Annotated in this window: 21 protein-coding genes; 6 read left to right on the plus strand and 15 right to left on the minus strand. The window is 31.9% G+C overall.

Going from position 1 to position 22,896, the window contains the following annotated elements; genetic code table 11:
- Window positions 1-10 precede the first annotated feature (10 nt).
- The 10 genes from ACYSNV_RS09005 to ACYSNV_RS09050 all read right to left on the minus strand — a co-directional run bounded on the left by ACYSNV_RS09005 (window position 11) and on the right by ACYSNV_RS09050 (window position 9,888).
- The gene (locus ACYSNV_RS09005; protein ID WP_461762239.1) at window positions 11-505 is read right to left on the minus strand and encodes an RNA polymerase sigma factor; all 495 of its coding nucleotides are present in this window, start codon (window positions 503-505) and stop codon (window positions 11-13) included.
- 67 nt (window positions 506-572) lie between these two features.
- On the minus strand, window positions 573-1,700 hold the full coding sequence (locus tag ACYSNV_RS09010; RefSeq protein ID WP_461762240.1) for a redoxin domain-containing protein: 1,128 nt from the start codon (window positions 1,698-1,700) through the stop codon (window positions 573-575).
- 139 nt (window positions 1,701-1,839) lie between these two features.
- Window positions 1,840-2,967, minus strand: coding sequence for a redoxin domain-containing protein (locus tag ACYSNV_RS09015; protein ID WP_461762241.1), 1,128 nt, complete (start codon window positions 2,965-2,967; stop codon window positions 1,840-1,842).
- Between the two features lie 162 nt (window positions 2,968-3,129).
- On the minus strand, window positions 3,130-3,510 hold the full coding sequence (locus ACYSNV_RS09020) for a DUF423 domain-containing protein (RefSeq protein WP_461762242.1): 381 nt from the start codon (window positions 3,508-3,510) through the stop codon (window positions 3,130-3,132).
- A gap of 7 nt (window positions 3,511-3,517) precedes the next feature.
- Complete coding sequence (locus tag ACYSNV_RS09025) at window positions 3,518-4,450, minus strand: transglutaminase domain-containing protein (RefSeq protein ID WP_461762243.1); 933 nt, start codon at window positions 4,448-4,450, stop codon at window positions 3,518-3,520.
- A 40-nt stretch (window positions 4,451-4,490) separates the two neighbouring features.
- Entirely contained in the window at window positions 4,491-5,336 is an 846-nt protein-coding gene (locus ACYSNV_RS09030; RefSeq protein WP_461762244.1) for a substrate-binding domain-containing protein, read from the minus strand.
- Window positions 5,337-5,621: 285 nt separating this feature from the next.
- Window positions 5,622-7,142, minus strand: a complete 1,521-nt coding sequence (locus tag ACYSNV_RS09035) for a succinate CoA transferase (protein WP_461762245.1) — start codon at window positions 7,140-7,142, stop codon at window positions 5,622-5,624.
- 411 nt (window positions 7,143-7,553) lie between these two features.
- A complete protein-coding gene (locus ACYSNV_RS09040; protein ID WP_461762246.1) occupies window positions 7,554-8,426 on the minus strand; it encodes a nucleoside phosphorylase in 873 nt (290 codons plus the stop codon).
- An 11-nt stretch (window positions 8,427-8,437) separates the two neighbouring features.
- A complete protein-coding gene (locus ACYSNV_RS09045; protein ID WP_461762247.1) occupies window positions 8,438-8,785 on the minus strand; it encodes a translation initiation factor in 348 nt (115 codons plus the stop codon).
- Between the two features lie 155 nt (window positions 8,786-8,940).
- Complete coding sequence (locus tag ACYSNV_RS09050; RefSeq protein WP_461762248.1) at window positions 8,941-9,888, minus strand: isopenicillin N synthase family dioxygenase; 948 nt, start codon at window positions 9,886-9,888, stop codon at window positions 8,941-8,943.
- A gap of 334 nt (window positions 9,889-10,222) precedes the next feature.
- Here ACYSNV_RS09050 and ACYSNV_RS09055 point away from each other — a divergent pair, with 334 nt between their 5' ends.
- The 5 genes from ACYSNV_RS09055 to ACYSNV_RS09075 all read left to right on the plus strand — a co-directional run bounded on the left by ACYSNV_RS09055 (window position 10,223) and on the right by ACYSNV_RS09075 (window position 17,267).
- A complete protein-coding gene (locus ACYSNV_RS09055; protein WP_461762249.1) occupies window positions 10,223-10,459 on the plus strand; it encodes a hypothetical protein in 237 nt (78 codons plus the stop codon).
- A gap of 1,917 nt (window positions 10,460-12,376) precedes the next feature.
- Window positions 12,377-14,131: a hypothetical protein gene (locus tag ACYSNV_RS09060; RefSeq protein WP_461762250.1), complete on the plus strand. Its 1,755-nt coding sequence runs from the start codon at window positions 12,377-12,379 to the stop codon at window positions 14,129-14,131.
- Window positions 14,132-14,193: 62 nt separating this feature from the next.
- Window positions 14,194-15,426 (plus strand): hypothetical protein, encoded by a 1,233-nt coding sequence (locus tag ACYSNV_RS09065; RefSeq protein ID WP_461762251.1) that lies wholly within the window; start codon window positions 14,194-14,196, stop codon window positions 15,424-15,426.
- A 141-nt stretch (window positions 15,427-15,567) separates the two neighbouring features.
- Entirely contained in the window at window positions 15,568-16,797 is a 1,230-nt protein-coding gene (locus ACYSNV_RS09070; protein ID WP_461762252.1) for a hypothetical protein, read from the plus strand.
- A gap of 146 nt (window positions 16,798-16,943) precedes the next feature.
- Entirely contained in the window at window positions 16,944-17,267 is a 324-nt protein-coding gene (locus ACYSNV_RS09075) for a hypothetical protein (protein WP_461762253.1), read from the plus strand.
- 87 nt (window positions 17,268-17,354) lie between these two features.
- Here ACYSNV_RS09075 and ACYSNV_RS09080 read toward each other — a convergent pair whose 3' ends face one another.
- From ACYSNV_RS09080 to ACYSNV_RS09100, 5 genes are all read right to left on the minus strand, one after another.
- Window positions 17,355-17,840, minus strand: coding sequence for a hypothetical protein (locus tag ACYSNV_RS09080; protein WP_461762254.1), 486 nt, complete (start codon window positions 17,838-17,840; stop codon window positions 17,355-17,357).
- 511 nt (window positions 17,841-18,351) lie between these two features.
- Entirely contained in the window at window positions 18,352-19,296 is a 945-nt protein-coding gene (locus tag ACYSNV_RS09085) for a metallophosphoesterase (protein WP_461762255.1), read from the minus strand.
- Between the two features lie 158 nt (window positions 19,297-19,454).
- Window positions 19,455-20,291 (minus strand): OmpA/MotB family protein, encoded by an 837-nt coding sequence (locus ACYSNV_RS09090; RefSeq protein WP_461762256.1) that lies wholly within the window; start codon window positions 20,289-20,291, stop codon window positions 19,455-19,457.
- 76 nt (window positions 20,292-20,367) lie between these two features.
- Window positions 20,368-21,360: a glycosyltransferase family 2 protein gene (locus ACYSNV_RS09095; RefSeq protein WP_461762257.1), complete on the minus strand. Its 993-nt coding sequence runs from the start codon at window positions 21,358-21,360 to the stop codon at window positions 20,368-20,370.
- A 4-nt stretch (window positions 21,361-21,364) separates the two neighbouring features.
- On the minus strand, window positions 21,365-21,826 hold the full coding sequence (locus ACYSNV_RS09100; RefSeq protein WP_461762258.1) for a type I restriction enzyme HsdR N-terminal domain-containing protein: 462 nt from the start codon (window positions 21,824-21,826) through the stop codon (window positions 21,365-21,367).
- Between the two features lie 55 nt (window positions 21,827-21,881).
- Here ACYSNV_RS09100 and holA point away from each other — a divergent pair, with 55 nt between their 5' ends.
- On the plus strand, window positions 21,882-22,889 hold the full coding sequence (gene holA, locus ACYSNV_RS09105; RefSeq protein WP_461762259.1) for a DNA polymerase III subunit delta: 1,008 nt from the start codon (window positions 21,882-21,884) through the stop codon (window positions 22,887-22,889).
- Window positions 22,890-22,896 lie beyond the last annotated feature (7 nt).

Consider the following 22,896-nt stretch of genomic DNA (forward strand, 5'->3'; position numbering starts at 1 on the left):
CCGTCTTATTTTAGGGATTTAATAATTGTTTTAATTTACTTTTTATGCGATTCATCTTCACCCTTGCATTTATTTGAGATATACCTAATGTATCGGATATTTCTTGGTAGTTTTTATCCTCTAGGTATAAAAACACTAAGGCTTTTTCAATATCATTTAACATCGAGACAGCCTTGTACATCATTTTTAATTGCTCTTCCTCTTGGCTGTTATATTCTTTGTATTCAAAGTGGTGCAAGCTAAAGTCTAAACTTGTGGTTTGAATATCTCTGGTTTGTTTTCGATAAAGTGATATTGCAGTATTTAATCCAACTCGGTAGGCCCAAGTAGTAAACTTTGAATCTCCCCTGAATTTGGGGTATGCATGCCATAATTGAATAGAAATTTCTTGAAATAAATCTTTATGTGATGCATCGTCACAAGTATACAAGCGACATATTTTATGGATAAGATTTTGGTTCTTATCCAATTGCATTACAAATTCTTTTTCTAAATCTTTATTCATACCCTATATGACGGTTTTTAGTCTATATTGTTACAACATAGAACAACTATTTTTTTAAACCTAGTTATTATTCCAGATAACTTTCAATGGTATCTAGGTCAGTTTGACTGATGTGGTTGATGGATTTTATAACACCTTGTTTGTCGATAACATAGGTGGTTGGTATGGTGGTTGGTCCAAATAAATCGATTAATTCCTGGTTGTTAAGCGCATGATTCCAATTCATCGAATTGGCTTGTATATAATCCTGTAGTTGTTGCTGGTTTAAATCAACAGAAACCGAAATAATTTGTAAGTTCCTGTCTTTGTTTTTGTCATAAAACTCGCGTAAATCACTTAATCTGTGGCTACATGCCTCACACCAGGATGCCCAAAAGTGTACCAGGATTACATCGGTAGAATTATCTTGCAACTCAAAAGAGTCTCCTTGAAGTAATTGCGCCGTAAAATTTGGCATTTTTTCACCCTGAGCAATGATATTTTGTTGGTATTGTTGGTCTAAGTATTTTTTAATTAATTGGGCTAGATTTGTTTGCTTATTGCTTTGACTAAGGCCTTGGTAAAATTCCATCGCTTGGGATTGCCCCATAGACTGTCCCTGAAGCTGGAGATAAACCAAGAACATACTACTGATTTGGTTAGGATGCTTTTTAATTTGGGCGTTAACGCTAGTTTTAACTAACTCTATATAAGAATTCCAGCGTGTTTCAAAATCGGTTTTAATGGAATCTATCACTTTAAAATCGGAATTCTCCACCGCCTGTTCGAAGGTTTTACTGGCCAAATCCATGTAGTTTTCCAGCTTAACTTTATCGGTATATAGATTAAGTAATATTTCTGTTAATTGTTGGTTGTCTAAGGTTCCGGTTACTTTACTTAATGAGGAGTTTTTATAATCTAATTCTGCCTTTAAATTACCTGGTTCTAAGATGAAAATATTTTGATTTTCTCCTAAGGTTAAACTAGCCAAAGCTTTTTGATTTACCGTTGAGTTAAAATAAAAAAGATCTTTATTGGAAAGAGTCGAGTCAATTGATACAAATTGGTCAGTATTGGGGTCTAATACTTGTAAAAAGATTTTGTTTTGCTCTGGGGCATTAATCAATTTACCTTCAATGGTATAATTTGTGTTTTGTGCCAATGTACAACAGGTGATAAAGCTGCCTATAAGACTTAAGAAAATATGTGGTTTCATGTTTAAGTAAATTTCTCACTAAATTAAGTAAAAAAAGCTTTTATAACTAATGGTCCATACTTAGAAAAAATAAAAAAACAAGTACTACTTCACTTGCGAAGTAGTACTTGTTTATAAAATTAGTTGTAAAAGGATTGTTTTAATCTAATAGCTCTGCTAATTTTGCTGTTAACTGTGCTGGGGTTAAATCTTTTGCTATAATTACTCCTTTCTGATCGACAATAAAAGTAGCCGGGATTGATTTAATTTCATAAGTATTAGCTATTGGGTCTTTAAAATAAAGTAAATTAGACACCTGGGGCCAACTAAGATTATCTTGTTCAATGGCTTGGAGCCATTTGTCTTTGTCCTTATCTAGGGAAACCCCGATTATTTGAAGGCCTTTGGAATGGTATTTTTTATAGAGCTCTACTAAAATGGGATTTTGCATTCTACAAGGTGCACACCACGCGGCCCAAAAGTCTATAATGGTAATTTTATCTAATCCTTGTTGCAATGAAAACATAGTGCCATCAGGAGTAGGTGCTTGAAAATCTGGGGCCTTATTTCCGATTGCTACAGCCGAATCGGGTAAAGAGTCAAGGTGTTTTTGAATTACTTTTCCAAGTGGTGTTTGTTTTAAAGGATCACTTACCAATGCCCAATGTTCTAATAGCTTGCTTTTAGTGATTTTCGGATTTTTATAAATCTTCTGTATATTAATCAAATTAACTATCGAAGTAGGATTTTCCTTGGGATAATTTGCAATAAATTGAGATAATTGATCTTGTAGGTCAACTAAGACAGTTTTTAAATCAGCCAACTTTTGAGTATCTTTTTCAGTTATGGCTTGGGAATACTGCTCTTGGGTATTTAAAGTAAATTGATTAATTTGATTTTGCAACAAAGCAACTCTGTCTTTGTAGTCTTGGTACTGATCATTGGATGGAGTTCCACTGGCCACTGGATTTTTGGATGAATTTAAATCGTATTGCAATAAGATTTTTCCAGCCTCGAGAATCACAGGTGCTTTATGCACGCGGTATTTGACAGCTACATATCCGAAATCGATATTGTTTTGATGCCCACTAAAAATTGCTTTATTGTTTAAGTCAATACTAGTGGAGTCAATCTTGATTGCTTGATTTGTTAAGGGATCTATTTTTTCTAGGTAAACAACTGTTGAAGGATCAACTCCTTGAATTTGAGCTGTTAATTGAAAGTTTTGATTTGTATTACATGCCATTAAAAGGACCGTTGAGCTAAATATAATTAAGCTTTTTTTCATAGAAATAATTTTTCGAATTATTCGATTAAAAAATAAGCGGTCTTTGATAGTTGCTACAAATATATATAAAAAACAAGTAATTAGCTATCTTTAACCTTTGAAAATGGTTCATAAGGTGTAAAAAAAATAATTACTTGTCTTTTTTATTAAGGATTTTGTAATCTACATCGATATAGAACTTACTACAATAAGAATCCATCCGGCCACCAAACAAAGTCCGCCTAGGGGTGTAATGGGACCAAGAAAGGATAGTTTTTTCCCAAAAGTTGCACTTAAAACTAAACCATAGATACTAAAGCTAAATAAAAACACACCAATTATAAGGGCCACTATGGCCCATTTTATATAAGGTAGTTGTTCAAACAAAGATAACACCACTAATAAAACAGCGTGATACATCTGATATTTAACTCCTGTTAGGTAGCTTTCTAACCTCTCGGGGGTAAGTTTATTTTTTAGTAAATGTGCGCCAAAAGCACCACAAATAACTCCTAGTGCTCCATATAAGCCGCCAAAGAGTAATGCAAGATTTAAGTGAGTCATCTTTGAATTATATTAATGTTAATTCTCCCAATATTTCCTCGGACATAAAAGGTCCACCAGGGTACATGGCGGTGTAATCTAAATTTAACCAAATTTGTCCTTTATCGTCTAAATGGTAGAAAATTTGTTTGTTTTTGCTTTCCTGTGTAAATAGAACCTCTTTGATTAAATAAGTTGCTTGTTCTAATTGAGCTTTGTTTTGAATAAGCATCTCTGGGTACATATGACCTTTGGTGTGAATAAGTCGCACTGTAGCTCCTATGGCTTTTAAAGAAGCGGCCATTAATACCGAATAATCCTCACAGTCTCCTGAGAAGTGGATTAAACTCTCTGAAGCGGTTGCTATATACTCTCTCCCTTTTGGATCATTTACATAATTCCATCTGGAACGTATTTCCTTAAAGACAGCAAAACTCTGAATTAATTGCCGGTTTTGACTAAAATTAGGCGTTTGTTTAAAATGGGTTGTAGTTGCTAGAAGAGCGAAATTTCTAACATACGGATTATTATATTCAACAGCCTTTACAATTTTTGTTTTATTGGGGAAAGGCAAGAGTTTGGATAGAATGATATCTTGAGGTTTTGGACTATCAATCATGTTATATATCATAACTTTATAATCATCCGATACTTGGGAAAAACCATAACCCCCAAAAATACTTGCCCAGGAAAAGACAAGTAAATACACCGGTATTACGATAAGTAGAATCGTTTTTAATAGGTGTAAAAAGTACTGCAATACACCCATTATGGCAATACAAAGTAAGATACGGTCTAATTGCCAAGGCCAATGAGGGTCTATAATGTTTTGATGTATAATGATAAAAATGGGGATGGTAATTAGTATATTTAGTAACAAGATAAGTAAGTTAGCCCAAGGATTAGGTATCCTTAGGCGCTTATACCATTTATTTGAATTTTCTTTCAAAGGTAAATTCATTAGTTCTTGTACAAATATATATTTAAATCTATCTTATGGCTTATAATACAATACTTTGGTAGCTAACTTTTTCTTGGATAAGACCTAATTCATGCATTTGATTTTGAATACTATCAAATTCTTGAATACTTAAATTTTGCTCAGACCAAAAAGTTAAATCAAGCCATTTTTGAATATCTTGTAGTTTTTGTTGGTATGTATTGGCTAGTAATTTGTCTATATCTGCAATGGATTTAAATTGCTTGGTTTGTTTGTTTATTACCTTTAAAATTGTTTGTAATTCATCCGGATGGTTTTCAATAAAGTCCGTATGAGCCACTATTACAAACGATGGCCATGGGGTAGGGCATTGACCAATTCGTCTAAATATTTTTTGATCAACAATGGGTTGGGTCATGAATTTTTCCCACATGAAATAATCAGCCTGTTTTTGATTTAACGCCTTTATTGCCCCTTCAAGGGTATCCACGATAACAAACTGTAAATCTTCTATATTCCAGCCCATTTGTTTTGCATGAACTATTGCCATAAGATGTGATCCAGATCCGTAGCGACTAATTGCAATTCTTTTGTTCTTTAAATCTTGCTTATCTTGAAAACTGGAATCATAAGCCACATGAATTCCCCAAATAAGTGGAGAGTCAACATATTTTTGGATTATTCTACTTGGATTGTCTTTTGTTATATCGGTAATTATTCCCTCAGAAAGAATAATGGCCAAGTCGGTTTGTTTATCGCGTAGCATTTGACACATTTTACCAGTTCCTTGTGGAATATCAGTCCATTGTAGGTCAATACCTTGTGAGTGAAAATCTCCTTGTTTAATACTCATTAACCACGGAAGGTTGAAATGCTCTGGTACCCCTATAATGTTTACTTTTTTCATTTAAGTTTGTTTTTGTTTTGATTGCTTTGCTAATATACTAAAAAGGCTGTAGCAACAGTAAAAGTTAACCAAGATTATTAAAAGGGGAGTATGCCACAAAAAAAGATCTTAAAATAGCTATTTGTAGCCCAATACTTAGCAGGTGATTAATTTAACGGTTTAAAATAAAAAAAAAACAGAAAAAAAAATGTGGTAAAAACAAGAATAAACTTCTTGATTCTACCACATGTAGGGTATGTTTATATTAATAGCATGAAGTGCTCTTGGTTAAACAAGGAAGTTAAACTATTGTTGGTTTATTGGCTTCATTGATCCGGTTTGTTTAAAACGGGTATGAAAAGTAAAGGCTTCCTCTAAAATATGGGGAGTGTGTCCTGATAATTCCTTGGCTCTTTGATAATAATCTCTAATTTCTTGTTTGTAATCCGGGTGAACGCAATTCTCTATTATTACCTCTGCGCGCTCACGTGGGGACAATCCACGTAAATCAGCTAGACCTTGATCGGTAACCAATATATCCACATCGTGTTCGGTATGATCCACATGGGATACCATAGGTAAGACGTGTGAAATGGCATTTCCTGGTTTTGAAGCAGCTTGAGTTACAAAGATACTAAGGTAGGCATTTCTTGCAAAATCTCCTGAGCCTCCGATACCATTCATCATTTTAGTACCACCGATATGGGTAGAATTAACATTGCCGTAAATATCAAATTCAATGGCTGTATTAATGGCAATAACCCCTAATCTTCGTACCACTTCTGCAGAATTGGAGATGTTTTGTGGTCTTAAAATTAAATGCTCTTTGTATTTGTCAATATTGTCTAAGAATCTTTTGTAACACTCTTGGGTCACTGCCAATGCCGAGGCCGAGGCAAAAGTCATTTTACCGGCATCAATTAAGTCAAAGGTACTATCTTGTAGTACTTCAGAATACATAGTAAGGTTTTTAAACGGACCATTGATAAAACCAGTTAATACTGCATTGGCTACCTTTCCTATTCCAGCCTGAAGGGGTAATAATGAATAATCTAGTCTACCTTGTTCAACTTCTTTTTCAAAGAATTTTAGTAAATGTTGTGAAATAGCAGTTGTCTTTTGATCGGGCTCTGGAAGTATTGCTGGTGAATCGTGAATATCGGTGAAAACAATAGCCACAACCTTGCTTGGGTCTATGCGAATAAAGGTCTCTCCAATGCGATCCATACAATTAAGTATGTTGATAGTTTGTTTGTTAGGTAAACTCTCAGGTATACAACTATCATGGATTCCCTCCAAAGCTAAAGGCATACTGGAATTAACCTCAATGATTATTTTATCTGCCGAACTAGCGAAATACGCCGAGTTACCAATGGAGGTAGTTGGAATAATAAAACCTTGTTCATTAATATATGTAGCCTCTATTACGGCAATATCTACCGGTGGAATATGTCCTTGCATTAAGTGATCGATAGTTTCACTTAAATGTTGATCAATATATTTAATTTTTCCTTCATTTATAGCCTTTCTCATTACGGAGTCAGCTTGAAAAGGCATTCTTCGAATTACCGCATCATTTGCTGCTAAATCCGTATCTGTGGTTTGACCCAATGACGCGCCTGTTAATAAGGTAATAGCAACATCTTTGTTTTTGGCGAGTTCTGCAAAAGCTGGTAATACAGTTTTGCTGTCTCCAGATTTTGTAAATCCACTGGCTCCAACAACTGCTTGATCAAAAATAATGTCAGCTGCTTGTTCAGCCGTCATAACATGCTCTAAGTATGGAGCATATTTCACCCTCTGTAAATTGGAATGTTCCTTTGTCATTTCAAATAAAAATTTTAAGCACCTAAATGTAGGTATATTTATTAATATCTAACAAATAAAAAGCAATAGTTGTGTATTTATGTGGTAAAATATAGGTTTTAAGATAAAATACTGGTGTTTAGGTATTTTTTTTTGATTATAATGGTTAATCTCCCATATAAGGGTTTAAAAAATAACGTTTATCTTAATTATGATATTACTAAATGATAATCAGAATGTTAATTTTGCGCATAAAAAGTGTCTTGGGTGGAAATTTAATGGTACAAATAGCCCTATTTGTTTCAGAATCGCTGTTTGTTGTGTGTAATATGAGAACGTCGAAAAAACCACGAAAAAGCACTGTTTTTTTGGGACAAGAATGTTAAAAAAAAAACAGACTACTAATTTTTAGTAATCTGTTTATTTGGTTAATTATATTAAACTTAACTTATCAAGAGTATATTTTATTAACTTATCCACCGCGGCATATGGATCCATAGAAAATGTGCCATCGGCTCTGTTTGCAATTATCGTATTTAACGATACGGCTTGATGTCCTAATAATTTACATAGTCCATATATTGCAGCAGTTTCCATTTCAAAATTTGTAACTCGATGTCCATTAAAAGTAAAACTATCTATTTTTGAGTTTAAATCTGGATCCTGTAAAGCTAAACGAAGTACCCTTCCTTGCGGACCATAAAATCCACCAGCTGTTCCTGTGATACCCAAGAAAGTTTGATCGGATTCTAGTGACTTTTGTAGTGTACTACTATTTTTTATAATATATGGTTTACCTTTTTTTAGATCCCAATTTGTATGATCGATAAAAGCTTGCTGGATTTGGGTTTGTTCAATGTGATCAATAACATAAGAACGCATAAGATTATCTAAACCAAGTCCATATTCTGATAATACAAAACTATCTACAGGTATGTCACTTTGTAAGGAGCCCGATGTACCAATTCGTACAATGTTTACACTTGTTAGGGTATCTTTTATTTCTCTGGTGTGAAAATCAATATTAAACAATGCGTCTATTTCATTTACTACAATATCTATATTATCAGGACCAATTCCCGTTGAAATCACCGAGATTCGCTTTCCTTTATATACACCAGTGTGAGTTTTAAATTCTCGTTTTTGAATTTTACACTCTATGCTATCGAAATGTGCAGAAATTCGGTCTACTCGATTTTGATCTCCAACAAAGATGATATCTTTTGCAATATTTTCAGGTTTTAAATTCAAGTGGTAGATGCTACCATCAGGATTTAAGATTAATTCAGATGATTTAATTGCCATAGTTTGTCTTATTATGCGCCAACGCGTTTTACTTTATATCCTTTTTGTGTTAGGTAATCCATTATTTTGTCTCTAAAATTACCCTGTATAATAATCTGATCTTCTTTTGCAGTACCTCCAACTCCACAAAGAGTTTTTAGCGATTTAGCTAACTGTTTTAAATCCTCTTGGGATCCTTGGAATCCTTTAATGACTGTAGTGATTTTACCTGCCTTATTTTTTTTATCTAAATGCGCTTCTAAACGCTGATCTTTTGGATCAAGTGTTGGTGTTTCTTGCTGTTTATCAAATTCAAAATCTTTATTTGTTGAAAAAACAAATCCACCTAAGTCCTCCAGACTATTTATTTTCTTTCCCATAATAATTTATTATAAAGATGTCCTTTTTTAAAGGATTTATACTCAAATATACGAAATATGTCAAAGCTGAAAAAGCTTTTAATAGGCTTTTAAAAATTAAAAATGGGACTAATTATTAGTTAGTCCCATTTATAAAGAGTTATTGAAAATATTTATTATTTGATTAACCCTAATTCTACTAGTCTTTGATGTAAAAATTCACCAGCTGTAATATCATCAAATTGTTTTGGATTATTCTGATCCACACAGTTTTCTAAAACATTTAATGGCATAGAGCTTATTGGATGCATGAAAAACGGGATCGAATATCTTGAGGTGCCCCATAATTCTTTAGGTGGATTAACCACTTGATGAATGGTCGATTTTAATTTATTGTTAGAATGTCTAGACAACATATCTCCCACGTTTATAACTAACTCATCAGGGTTTGCAATGGCATCAATCCAATTGCCTTCGTGGTTTTGAACCTGAAGACCTTTTCCTTGAGCTCCCATTAATAAGGTAATCAAGTTAATGTCTCCATGAGCAGCAGCTCGTACCGCATTTTTAGGTTCATTTTCAATAGGAGGGTAGTGAATCGGTCTTAGAATACTATTACCGTTTTTGACAAAATTATCAAAGTAAAATTCATCTAATCCTAAATATAAGGCTAATGCTCTTAAAACGTAAACACCTGTTTTTTCAAGCATTTGGTATGCTTGTTTACCAACTTGATTAAATTCTGCAAGTTCATTAACTGTTACATTGGCTGGATATTGCGCCTGTAGTTCAGGATTATCTTGAACATACTGACCAAAATGCCAGAATTCTTTTAAATCCCCTTCTGAGCGTCCTTTGGCGTGTTCTTTTCCAAAAGAAACATACCCTCTTTGTCCACCAATACCAGGGATTTCATACTTTTCTTTTACCTGTAAAGGAAGGTTAAAGAAATTTCGAACCTCTTTATATAGATTATCCACTAATTGATCATCTAAAAAGTGTCCTTTTAATGCTACAAAGCCGATGTCTTCGTAGGCTTGGCCGATTTCATTTACAAACTTTTGTTTACGTACCGGGTCATCCGATAGGAAATCACGTAAGTCAACACTAGGAATGTTTTGCATTTTCTAATTGTTATTTATGCTTACTTTGAATTATAGGGACAAATGTAAATAAATAAAATTTAAAAATTATATTAAAAAAAGATCTTCCAATACAAAAACTAGTTTAGCTTTTACTTGTTTGGTTATTAGCTGTATTTTTTTGGATATGCTAAAGAGCATATTATTATAGGCTGGTTTGTTGTTGAATTGTTAATATTTTAAGATTTAAAATGAATTAACTATTAGTTGGTGTTGCAGTTAATTTAAAGGTTTGCTTGATATTTTTTTTAAAATATTAGGAAGTTGTGTTTTTTTTTATAATTTAGAGATTATAATCTATTATAACCCGTTAATTATGAAGTTACCCATAGAATTGAAAAACAACGAATTTGTTATCTTAGTTACTGTTGATTTAGATCCTAAATACGGTAAAACAAGTTCTGACCAGTGTTGTAGTGCTTTACCAAAAGGTATTAAGCCAATTTTTAAAAAGCACGATGGCGCTACTCTTCGCCTTTATTGTGTGTGTGATAATGAAGAAGATTTCATGTTTTGTTTAAGACAAACAGGATTCAAGACAACTTTACTTTAAAGGACACTTTTTTATGTTTTTTGACCACACCTCTTTTTAGACTTCTTGTCTTTTGTGGTTTATTTCTACTGAAAAATAGTTGGAGTGTAAAGCCTTAAACTTTTTTGAAAAATCTATCTCCAACCTTAAAATCCCCATTTATTTTTAAAGATATCTTAAGATTTAGTTGCTATAAAAGGCAATTAGCTTATTACAAATCGGTTATGTGTTATTTATATATGTAGTAATCTGATTTATCTAGTCAAAGTTATCTAAGCTATAGGCCAATAAAATTAATAGCAGAATCTACTTAATTTTATTGGTTTATTTTTTTTGCACCATAGGGCTTAATTTCCATAATGGTTTTTTACAGGTTAATTAAAGCCAATAGTCATTACAATACATAAGGTAAAGAGATATTTGTATAGGCAAACTTGTTATTATATTTTTTAAACCTTAATTAGGTAAATAATGCAATACCTAATAGGCTAGTTTTTTTAAAAAAACATGAAAAAATATGACCAGGGTAAAATGGTAGCTATTATTAAGTTACAAACCTATTGGATTTAATGTTATTAAGTTCAGTAGGGGGTAAAAAAGGATAGTAAAATTACCATTACCTTCAATTACTTATCCTTAAACTTAACCCTTTACTTTAGATTCCAGGATTGATTCTATTTGTATTTTGTAACAGATTAGTTTAAAGTGGACTATCTAGTGTTAATAAGGGCAAAAGATTTAGAAGAAAAATATTTCGGTAATTAATAAAGACCTAATTTTTTTAATTCTGGCTGTTAGATCGGTTGATCAAGTGTTTTTTCGACTATTATTTAAGTTTTTGATTTGATTTACGGACCATAACCATATATGCTCTAAGCTTAGATCTAGGGCTGGTTACTCTAGTGTAATAAGTCTTTAGCACCATAGCATTAAATACATGGCTATTAACAAAAATACAATGAATTAGGGGGCGAGAATTCCAGAAATATCTACCTGTAAAGTCTCGTATTTTTTCATCTGTAATATATCATTCTAATTTTGAATTGTAGCATTAAAATTTAGGCTGAATATCTTTTGTAAGTTATTTTTTTTTGCGCGATTTTACTGTTTATAGAAGATATAAAAGTCTATTCTAATAGCAGGCCAACTCAACTAAAACCATTTAGATACACGTGTTTAAGAGTCTTTATTATCTTCTTTTTTATTTTAAAAAAAGACTCCCTTACAATTCTTTTTTTTAACATATGAATTAGTGATTTTGTAAATATTTACATAATTGGGCTAAATAATACAACTTTATAAAGCATTATCATTTAAGTTTTTACTGTATAGATTTTGAACATTAATTAATAAAATAGATGTAGTTTGGTGATATTTGTTAAAAAATAATAAAAAACAATAGTAAAAAATAAAATACATTCATTTGTTTTGAATATATATTAAAGTTTAACATAATTAACAATAATTATAATAAATGTCGTACATTTGATTAAGTTAATTTTTAATTCATGAAGTGTTTTAAGATGTGTTTATTAGAGAAATTAACTAATTGCACATTTACATTAAATACTTGTAATTGATTTAATATTCGATGTGGAATAAGTAAACAAAAAAATATGAGCAAGAAAATTACCAAGCTAGTTATAACACCTCACAAAATTACAAACCGATTGCAGGGGTATAATTCATTGCTAGTGCTAATAAAAGGACAAAAGTGCGTAGAGATTGACCGTTTTAATTTAGAATATTAAAAATAACAAATCACAAAAGCATTTTTATTTATTATTGGTTAGTAAAAGATAATTAATTAAATCTTTAACCAACTACAAGAATAAGCCAAGTAAACAATAGGTAACCATGTAGGTGGAGGGATTTAAGAAAATAATCACTAAAACTGCAAAGCCTAAAATAGATGTATAACATTAGAATTATTTAAAAATGAAAAAAAATATATTAGCAGTAATGACTTTACTTTTAAGTGTAGGTACATTACAAAGCGTTTTGGCACAAGATAAACCAGTTCCAGCAGTTGGTATTGGGACAAAGAAGGTAAATCCATCAGCCATTTTGGATATCGATGCTAAAAATAAAGGGGTGTTAATTCCACGAGTATCCCTTACAGGTTTAAATAATTTTGGATTAAATGGCGACTCAGCTAATGCGCAGAGCTTACTTGTTTTTAATGAAAATGTTACTTCAGAATTAAAAAAAGGATTTTACTACTGGGAGAATAACAAATGGCAACTAATTGTTTCAGAAACTCATTTAGAGGAAGTGATCAATAAGCTTGAGTTAGAATTAAACAATAAAATTGATAATATTACAAATTTTGGAACTTCTGTAGATAAGTCCTATTTAGTGTCTTTTAAACCAAGTGGGAGTGATCAACACAGTGGAAGCTTTTCATATTTAAAACCCGAATTTGCAGATAGTGCTTCACCAGAAAAAATTACTGGTTATACTTTGGTTTCTATTACATTGGAAGATCTAGTTCAAGGCTCTGAGACTTTAACTTTTATACGAGAGATAAAGGGAGAAGTTAAGCAAGCCGATGGTAGCAAAGTCGAAGAAGTGGTAGCTTATGTATATTTTTCAGAAGAAGCTATAAAAACATGGCGAAGCAAATTGGGTAATGAATCCTTGCCCCTAGAGAAAATGGATGATTCAGATGGTTTTATTATTGATGTTCAAGGCATTGTTTCTTCTACTTTTATTGATAATCTAGAATTATATAATAATTATATTAAAAACATTGTAAATAATCAGGAAGGATTTTTAGTATTACAAGGAGATGGGGTAAACGACCAATGGAAGTTTGTTAGAAAAATTAAAGACCCAAACTCCGGGCTTGTGATTGATCAAGACGTGGATTTTAATAAGCAAATGGAAACACCAACGCAAATCTCTGTGGCTAGAATACAAAACGATGGTGATGCGCTTGCTTTTCAGAAATATACTAGTGAACCTGGAGCCAGTGAGTTAGTTAAAGGAAAAGTATTTTATGAGTACCTAACCGAAACTAATTATGGTAAAGAGAAGAACTACATTGATCTGACTGCGGATATCAAACATGCCGTGACTAACAATATTGATTTACAAAATTCGATACTTAATGTTTTTAACGAATTAACAGAAGGTGGAAATGTTTATTATGGAGTAGTTGGGAAAGATGCATCTGGGGATGATATTTTTGCACTTTATACTTACAATTCCGATACTGGTGCTAGAGAATTGATTGATATTGAACAAAATATTATTAACAGTATAACAAATAATGAAACAGTTAAAAATAAGATTCTATCTCTAGTAAATGTAGATATAACTTATACCCAGGATAGAGTTACCAATACAACTATTAACGGAGAGAAAGTTTTTAAAGGGGTAAAGAAAATTAATATTAAGGAGCCTTATGACTCAACTATGGAGAACCCAGTAGAGATAACGCCATTTGTACAAAATGGAAAGGTAGATCCACAAGGAAATTGGCTATATGAGGCGGTTGTTTCACCGAAAATAAAGAAAATTTTAAAAATAGAAGTTCTTGATGCTAAAGGAATGGTTGTCATTAGTGCTGTAACCGATGTGGAGATATTACCACCAAATAAATTTACAGCTTATTTTGGACAAGGTATTATGTATGTTAATCTTTTAAAAGGAGAGTATGACATATTATATGAGTACACCCTTGAATAGACTTAAGGTAGTGTATGCTTAACTTATATACTTGATTAATAAAATTATTAGAAAAATAATTTATGAATAAATTCTTAATCATATCTTCCGTGCTAGTGAGTATGACCTTTGTGGGGCATGCTCAGGTGGGTATTGGAATAAAGAACCCTTCGGAATCTTCAGTTCTTCACGTAGTGGATCCTGATGCGGCCAAAGGAATGCTAATTCCCAATGTTGCTTTAGTTGATGTAAATGTATTTTATCCGGTACAAGGAAATCCACATGATCCAACAAATATTGGTCTTTTAGTCTACAATACTAATAATAATGAATTAAATGGATTGTATAACTTATTTTATTATTGGGCTGGTTATAGATGGCATGCTATTTTGAATGAGGATATGGTAGAAAGTATATTGGAACGAAGAAGAGTAACACCTCCTCAAGATGAATTAGTAGGGTTTGAAAAAGTTATATACGATCCAGATCAAAAACAATTCTATACCATTATTGTCGACGAACAAGGTGATGTGGTTCAAAAGGACTTAATTGATTTTAAATTCTTGGTGCAAAGAGATGAAACAAAAACGCAATTAGCCAAAAAAGAGCATATCGATGAGCTGAATTCTGCAGAGTATTTTTTATCAACCCAAGAACCAAGTAGTGAAAAGGCAAGAATAGTATATAAATACCAACCAGAGGATAGCAATGATACTAAGAATTATTATATAGATATTACCCAGGATATTTTATCAAGTATTCAAAACAATGATAAACTGCGTGATGAACTAAATTATATTTTAGATTCTGGTCAAACCGCTCAGGCTAGTAATGTGTATTTTGGAGAGCTTCCAGAATTTGAAGGAGAAAGATTATATAGAAGTGTACCAGGAATTAATGGAGAGCCGGTAATCACCTTGATTACTCTTTCAGATGATATATTACGTTTTTTTAAAGAAAACACAGAAATTATTCATCGTGAGATTCTCAACGCCTTAGGATATAATATTACAAACAAGGGCGTGTCTACTGGAAATAAACACAATGGGTCTATTATTTACGTATTTAAACAAGGCATACAGATTTATAGTGATAATGCCCAGGTGCATCTTACTTTACCAACGCAGATAAAAAATACGATTGATCAAGTGGAATCCATATCACTTTTAGACCCACAGGGTAATTCAATAAAGATAGGAACTACCGATGTGTTGGTTGGTAGTGAGCAGATAGAATTTGCTTTAGGTAGCGGGGGAATGTATACTACATTACCAGAGGGAAATTATACAGCAATTGTAAGATTTTTAAAAAAATAAATGTTTTATAAGTGATTACTGTTTCATAATAAAAACATAAAAAGTGTGATTAATTTTTATTATTTTTAGTTTAAATTGGCTTTTATAAATGTTTTTTTGTTAAAATTATTGCTTAAGATTTACAATAAATAAAAAGTTGTTATGAAAAGATATTTAATAATGTGTTATGCTTTATTGGGTGGAGCCATAGTTGCTCATGCACAGGTAGGGATCGGGATAAAAAAGCCTAGTGACTCGGCTATGCTGCACATTCACAGTGAGCAGGGTAACCAAGGACTTATAATACCCAAGGTAGCCTTAACTGATGTGACCATTTTTGCTCCTGTGAAAGGTGATCCATCTGACCCGGTGAATATTGGTTTATTGGTTTTTAATAGTAATGACAATTATTTAGACGATTTAAGTCATTCTTTTTATTACTGGTCGGGTAGTAAATGGTTGCGTATTGTGGATGAGGATCTTTTAAATCGTATTTTAGATGATTATATTGAATACGAATTACCTGTAGGTCCAGAAATAAAAGGAACCTACGAGGTGCGATATAATGAGAAAGAAAAAAACTTTTATACTGTCAAAACCGATTCTAATGGAGATCCTCATGCTGAAAAAATACCTATTAATGAGTTAATTCAAAGAGATGAAACTCCTACTAACTTAACAAGACGTTTTGATCTAGATTCTAATAAAATTGGAGCCTATACTTTATTTGATAAAGAGCCTATTGCAGAAAAAGGAAAGGTTGTTTATAATTATAAAGCAGAGGGTGATAAGAATTATTATATCGATATCACTCAGGATATTCTCGAGAGTATTCAAAATAATGATCGTATTAGAACCGAGATAATTAACCTAATACAAGACGGAGGTCAAACCAACCAAGGTGGAAATGTTTATTATGGAGCTTTTGATGAAACTCAAGAAGAGAGACTTTATCGTTATGAGGAGAATACATCTGGAGAGTTAGAAAAAAAAGTAATTAATATTGGTAGCCATATTCTTGATTTTTTTGAAAAAGCGAGTGAAGAGGTACACGAGACAGTTCGTAATGCTATTGGATACAATATATCGAATCAGTCTGTATCAACTGGTAATAAGTATGAAGGTGAAGTGATTTACGTGTTTTCTGATAAGTTATCTATAAAATCAAATGACGCAGAGGTCTCGGTGGTAATACCAAATGAGGTTCAAGGTCAGATTAATACAGTTTTTTCTATAGCTATATTAGACCAAAATGGCAATGCGTTAAATGTTGGTACCACAGAGGTTATTTTAAATACAAATCGAATCAATTTCGCTCTTGGTGCCGGTAGCGTATATACTACGCTTCCCGAGGGGGAATATACAGCGGTAGTGGAATTTCTAAAGAAGTAACTTTTTTATATATTGTTAATTTTAACAAAGGGTTGGTTTTTTGTCAAACCAACCTTTTTTGTTTTATAAAAATAGTGAAAAAGGCAAAACTTTTTAGTAAATTTATATAGGTTCAAGCAAGGTATTAATTCTTAAAAAGATGTTTTATGAAAGATCAGTTTGTTGACTCGGTAGTGGTCAAGAATTTAAAGGCAAGTCGCTTTGATATGCAAATGCAGGGGTTTACCTGTTTTATTGTTTACGAGCAATTACCTGATAATAAAGGTGTTGAATTAAAAAATGTACATATTCCAATGGAGTTGGAAAAAACTAGTGCAAAAAATGCGATAATTGATAAAACATTGATTTACCTTCAAAAAACAGGGCAAAGAGTATATCCATTTAGTCCAGAGGTATTTGAATATATAAAAAAACACCCTGAGTATAAAGCCAATGTAGCTCGCGATTTTAATGGATATCAAGAGTTGTAGATTAAAAAATGTGAAATTTAAAAATAAAAAAAACGCTAAAAAGCGTTTTTTTTATTGGTAAGTACCGGCAAAGTAGATAATAGAATTTTAGGAGCTATAAATTAATGAAGCGTTTGAAAAAAAAGGTTTAAACTCGGTGTTTATTCCAAGTAATTTTTTTAATGCTATTAGATTCTGCTCTGTCTCCTTATTTTGTTTTTTTGCTATGTAGTAAAAGTAATGTTTTTGTAGTGCCAAAATATGGGCGAGTTCTTCTTGTTTATATCTCTTAAGATCTTCCGGGGTGATTTGCCAAAGATTTTGCATTAATTTTAAATCTTCGAGTTGTTCCGTGGTAATATATTGTTGGGTCTGCTGAATCCTTTTCTTTAAGCTGCAGTAGCTGTTTAAAAGTGCTAGTTTTATACTCTGGGGATTATAAATATGATTGTTTTCTAAAATTGCATAAAATCCTAAATTGGTCATATAAGCAGAACATAAGTAATTTAACAATTGATTCACAATAGTACTATTACGTTCTTGTTCTATTAATAACTGGATGTAATAAGAGAGGTTTGATTTGAACTGTATCATAATATAACTTGCATTTGGTTAATATTGGTATTACCAAATATAATTAATTATAATCTTATTTAATAATTATATTGCAAATAAGTTAAAAATATAAGAATTAGTTAAGTTTGATGTTTTTACTTATATATTTTGTTCTTAAGTGTAGATGTATTTATTTAATTCAAATTTTTATAAGACATATGTTAACAAAAACACAATTTTATTTTTTCGCATTTTACTAGTTTTCATAAATAATATTGCTTTAGACCTCTTTGCTTTGTTTTTTAGGTCCTTTTTTGTTGGGAGTTTTTTTTTGAGTTTAGAATCAAACTATAAACCAAAAAAAGTATAAAAACAAAACCTTACGTGTATCACTGTATTTAAAAAGTAGTTGCTTTTGTGTTTAACTTAGAATTACGTAAAGAACCCCCAAAAAAAATCCACCTAGGATACTGGGTGGATTTGTTGTTTATATTTTAAATAAGTTAGGTTTTTAAGTATAAGTAACCTAGCGTACATTTTTATATTTTTTTTACGCGATATAATATATGTGATTAGAGTCAAGATTTTGTTCACCTTGGTATCTATATGCGACAAGCGCACCTTCACTAGCTACGCTAAAATCTAAACAGGCAGCATTGTGTTGTAATACCTTTGGTGATTCTCCTTTGGCGGGACGCATCCAATAGTGTCCAAAGAAGACTGGTTTTTGGTTGGTAGGATAGAAGTTGATTTTTTTAATATCAACTGGATTATTTGACAATTCATAATGTTGCATAGCATTGATTCCTTGATAAGTCAACTCATTGGGTTGTGACCACCAGTTGACACGGAAATTTTTGCGTAAGACTCTATCTTTGTCATAAAAAAGTTCACCTTGTGGTAAAGCAACCTCTAAGCCTTTTAAAACAACTTCAATGCTCTTAAATAAAACGGTGTGATTATGATGCGCACTAGGGAATAAGTCCAAAGGTAATACCCCCTGGTTTGTCAGGGTTTTTAAGTAGTCAATACTTTTTTGGTCCCAACAAGCATGGACAGCTCTAAATTTCGGGGTTTCATAAAAAAGAGGTAAACTGGTAAACCATTGGATATACATCTTATAACTATCGGGATCTTGCATAAAGGCAGCCATTGTAACAGCGTGTTGGTTGAAGTTTTTCTTACTATGCTCCCTTAGATAATTACCTTGACTATCCTTTGTGTTGTAACAAATTGCATTATATTCATGGTTTCCCATAAGAGCTATAGCTTGGTTGTTATCAACCATTGCTTTTACAATCTCTAGAACCTCTACAACATTGATACCTCTATCAATATAATCGCCTAAAAATAGAGCTTTTCGAGTTGGATGTTGATAATAGCCGTCCTTTTTTTTGTAGTCAAGTTTGTTTAACAAAAGCTTCAAGTCATTACTGTGACCATGTATATCACCAATGATGTCAAAATCAGTAAAGTTTGGATCAATCTTATTCATATTATAAAGAATTTTATTCTCTTCAATTTACAAAAAAAATATCACTTTTTCACTATTGATTTGCGCTAACCAGAGCCTTATTGTTTTTATATTATTTGTAAAAAAAAAGCCAAATCCTGTATTGGATTTGGCCTTAAATTATTTAGAGATAGCTAATATTATTGTTTAGCTAATTCTTTCATTTCTTTTTCGATCATATCATAGAATTGATCAATCTTCGGTAAAAGAACAATACGAGTTCTTCTATTAATTGCTCTATCTTGCGGTGTATCATTATCAACAAGTGGTTGGTATTCTCCACGTCCTGCAGCTACTAAACGCTCTGGTGCAATACCAAATTCGTTTTGTAAAACAGAAACAATTGAAGATGCACGTTTAACACTCAAATCCCAGTTGTTTCTCATCATTGCATTTTTGATCGATACATTATCTGTATGACCCTCTACCATTACTTCAAAATCAGGTTTGCTTTGTGCAACTTTAGCAACTTTAGCTAAAACTCTCTTAGCGTTATCGCTAACTTCGTATCCTGCTGTTTTAAATAATAGTTTGTCAGCAATTGAAATGTAAACTACTCCTTTTTCTACGTCAACTTGGATATCTGGATCGTCAAACCCAACTTCTCTTTTAAGGCTTCTAACTAAAGCTAAAGTAACAGAGTCTTTTTTAGTAACCGCGTCTTGAAGACGAGATATTTTTAAGTCTTTTTCTTTTAAGCTTTCTAAAGATTTTTCTAGATTTTCAGCACCTTTAGAAGATAACATGGTAAGGTTACCTACGTTGCTAATTAAATCGGAAGTATTTTGTTTTAAATAGTCCACTTGGCTAGCTAAAGCTTGTTTTTCTGCTAAAGCTGAGTTTAATTTAATTGTACAAGTGTTTAATAAATCTTGTATTTCCTGATTTTTTGTTTCTAAATCAGCAATTTTTTGTTTCGTTCCACAAGAAGTAAGTGCTAAGGCAAGCACAGATAATCCTAAAACTACTTTTTTCATAATTAAAATGATTGAATTTCGAGTCAAATATATCAAATAGCATGCAATATGTGAAAAAAAAAGAACATTTTTATTGTTAAATGTCAGAAAATTTCTTTAAACCTAAGATAAAATATTTATACACAATACTATGAGTGTGATAATAATTGTCAATTGGGTTTAATTCTACTTTTTTGCCAAATGATTTAATTCTTTTATAAAATCCAAAGTGTGCGCGTATTATAGCCCAGGTATGTCTTGGTTTACCTTGGAAAATAAAGTGTATTCCGGCTAGACCATCTAAAGACAATCGTTTAAAGATAATACCAAATTTTCCTTTTTTGGGTAAATTCTTATACAACATTAAAAGAGAATTTCTAAAATTTAGATAAGTTTTTTTTGGATTTTGATAATTAAGAGTTGCTCCTCCTAAGTGAAAAACTGTGGAAATTCCACAATATTGGGTCTTATACCCCAAATTAGCGGATCTCCAACATAAGTCAATCTCTTCTTGATGGGCAAAAAAGTCGCCGTCAAAACCTCCTAATTCCTGGTATACCGAATTGCGGATAAACAAACAAGCTCCAGAGGCCCAAAAAATGTCAATTGTATCTTGGTATTGTTGGTTATCTTGCTCAAGGGTATCAAATATTCTTCCCCTGGTGTAAGGAAAGCCATATTTGTCAATAAACCCACCACCGCCACCTGCATATTCAAAATAGGCTTTATTTTTATAGTCTAAAATTTTAGGCTGAATAATAGCCACCTTAGAATCTTTTTCAAATATATCTTGAATTGGATCTAACCAACCTTGGGTAACTTCTATATCGGAATTAACTAGTGCTAGATATGGTTCTTTTATTTGAGATAAACCATAATTATAGCCATCGGCAAAACCATAGTTTTTCTTGTTTACAATAACCTTTACTTGGTCAAATTGCTTTTCTAATACCTTTAAAGAGTCATCCTTTGAATTGTTGTCAATCACATAGATGGTGGCCTGTTTCGAGTATTTAACAACACTAGGTAGGAATTGTTTTAGTAATTCTTGACCATTATAATTTAAAATAGCAACTGCAAATTTGTTCATAAAATTATTTTTCTTGAATAAAAGGAGTGTAATTGGGTAAAGTTCTTAAAAAAACGTACCGGTTTTCTTGGTAATCCATTTGACAAAAGTAATGTTCAAGACCATTGGTGACATATAAGAACTCAGCTCGTAATTGAAAGTTGTACCTAGCAATTTGATCAAAGGTATCTTGGGTAATTTTTACATTAGGAGCTTTACATTCCACTAGTAAGAAAATTTCACCATTGGGTTTGAAAATCACCGCGTCGTAACGTTTGCTCATCGTATTGACTTTAACCACACGTTCCACACTAATTAATGATCTTGGATATTTCTTGACCAATAATAATTCATGTACCACATGTTGTCTTACCCATTCCTCAGGAGTTAATAAGACAAACTTTTTACGGATTACATCAAAAATAGATAGCTTATTTTCACTATTTTTGAAACGAAATTCAAATAAGGGGAAATTTAATACTTGCATAAGGCAAAGATATTTTTTCTTTACTTATAGAACAATTAAAAACAAACGTATTATTTTGGATCAAATAAAGGAAATAGTAAAAAACATTAAAAGTAAAAATATAGCCCCAATTTATTTATTAATGGGTGAGGAGCCTTATTATATTGATAAATTAAGTGATTATATTCAAGAACATGTTTTAAGCGAGGAAGAAAAGGGTTTTAATCAAGTAATCCTTTACGGAAGAGACGTTACAGTAGAGGACATAATTTCCAATGCAAAACGTTTTCCTTTAATGGCTGACAGACAAGTGATTATTGTCAAAGAAGCTCAAGACCTAGGCCGAAACTTTGATTTGTTAGAAGTTTATGCAAATAATCCACAACCCTCCACTGCTTTGGTTTTATGTTATAAATATAAGACAGTAGATAAGAAGAAAAAAGTATACAAAGCAATAGCTAAAAATGGAGTAGTATTAGAGAGTAAAAAATTAAAAGATTATCAAATAGAACCTTGGTTAACTGCACAAATATCTGCCAAAGGCTATCGTATTGATCCAAAGGCTTTAGCTATGTTAGTGGAATACCTTGGAACAGATCTTTTGAAGATTTCCAATGAGATTAATAAACTGTTTTTAGTACTTGAAAAAGGAAGCTTAATTGATGGTGACACAGTTGAGCAGAATATAGGAATAAGCAAAGATTATAATAACTTTGAGTTATTAAAGGCAATTGTGGATCAAGACACAATCAAGGCTTTTAAAATCGCAAAATACTTTGCTCAGAATCCTAAAAACAATCCCATTGTGGTGACCATAGCCTTGGTGTATGGCTATTTTAGTAAACTTTTATTATATCATGGTTTAAAAGATAAAAGTGCAACCAACGCAGTTAAACAATTAAAGATTAGTCCCTATGGAGTCAAAGACTATGAAAAGGGGGTTCGTATCTATGCTATGAAACGTGTTAGTGGAATAATTAGTTCACTTAAGGATATAGATTTAAAAAGCAAGGGAGTCAATGCCTTGAGTATCTCACAGGATGATTTGTTAAAAGAAATGTTAGTTAAAATATTTAGTAAATAAAGAAGTT

The organism is Myroides sp. LJL119, assembly GCF_054871605.1.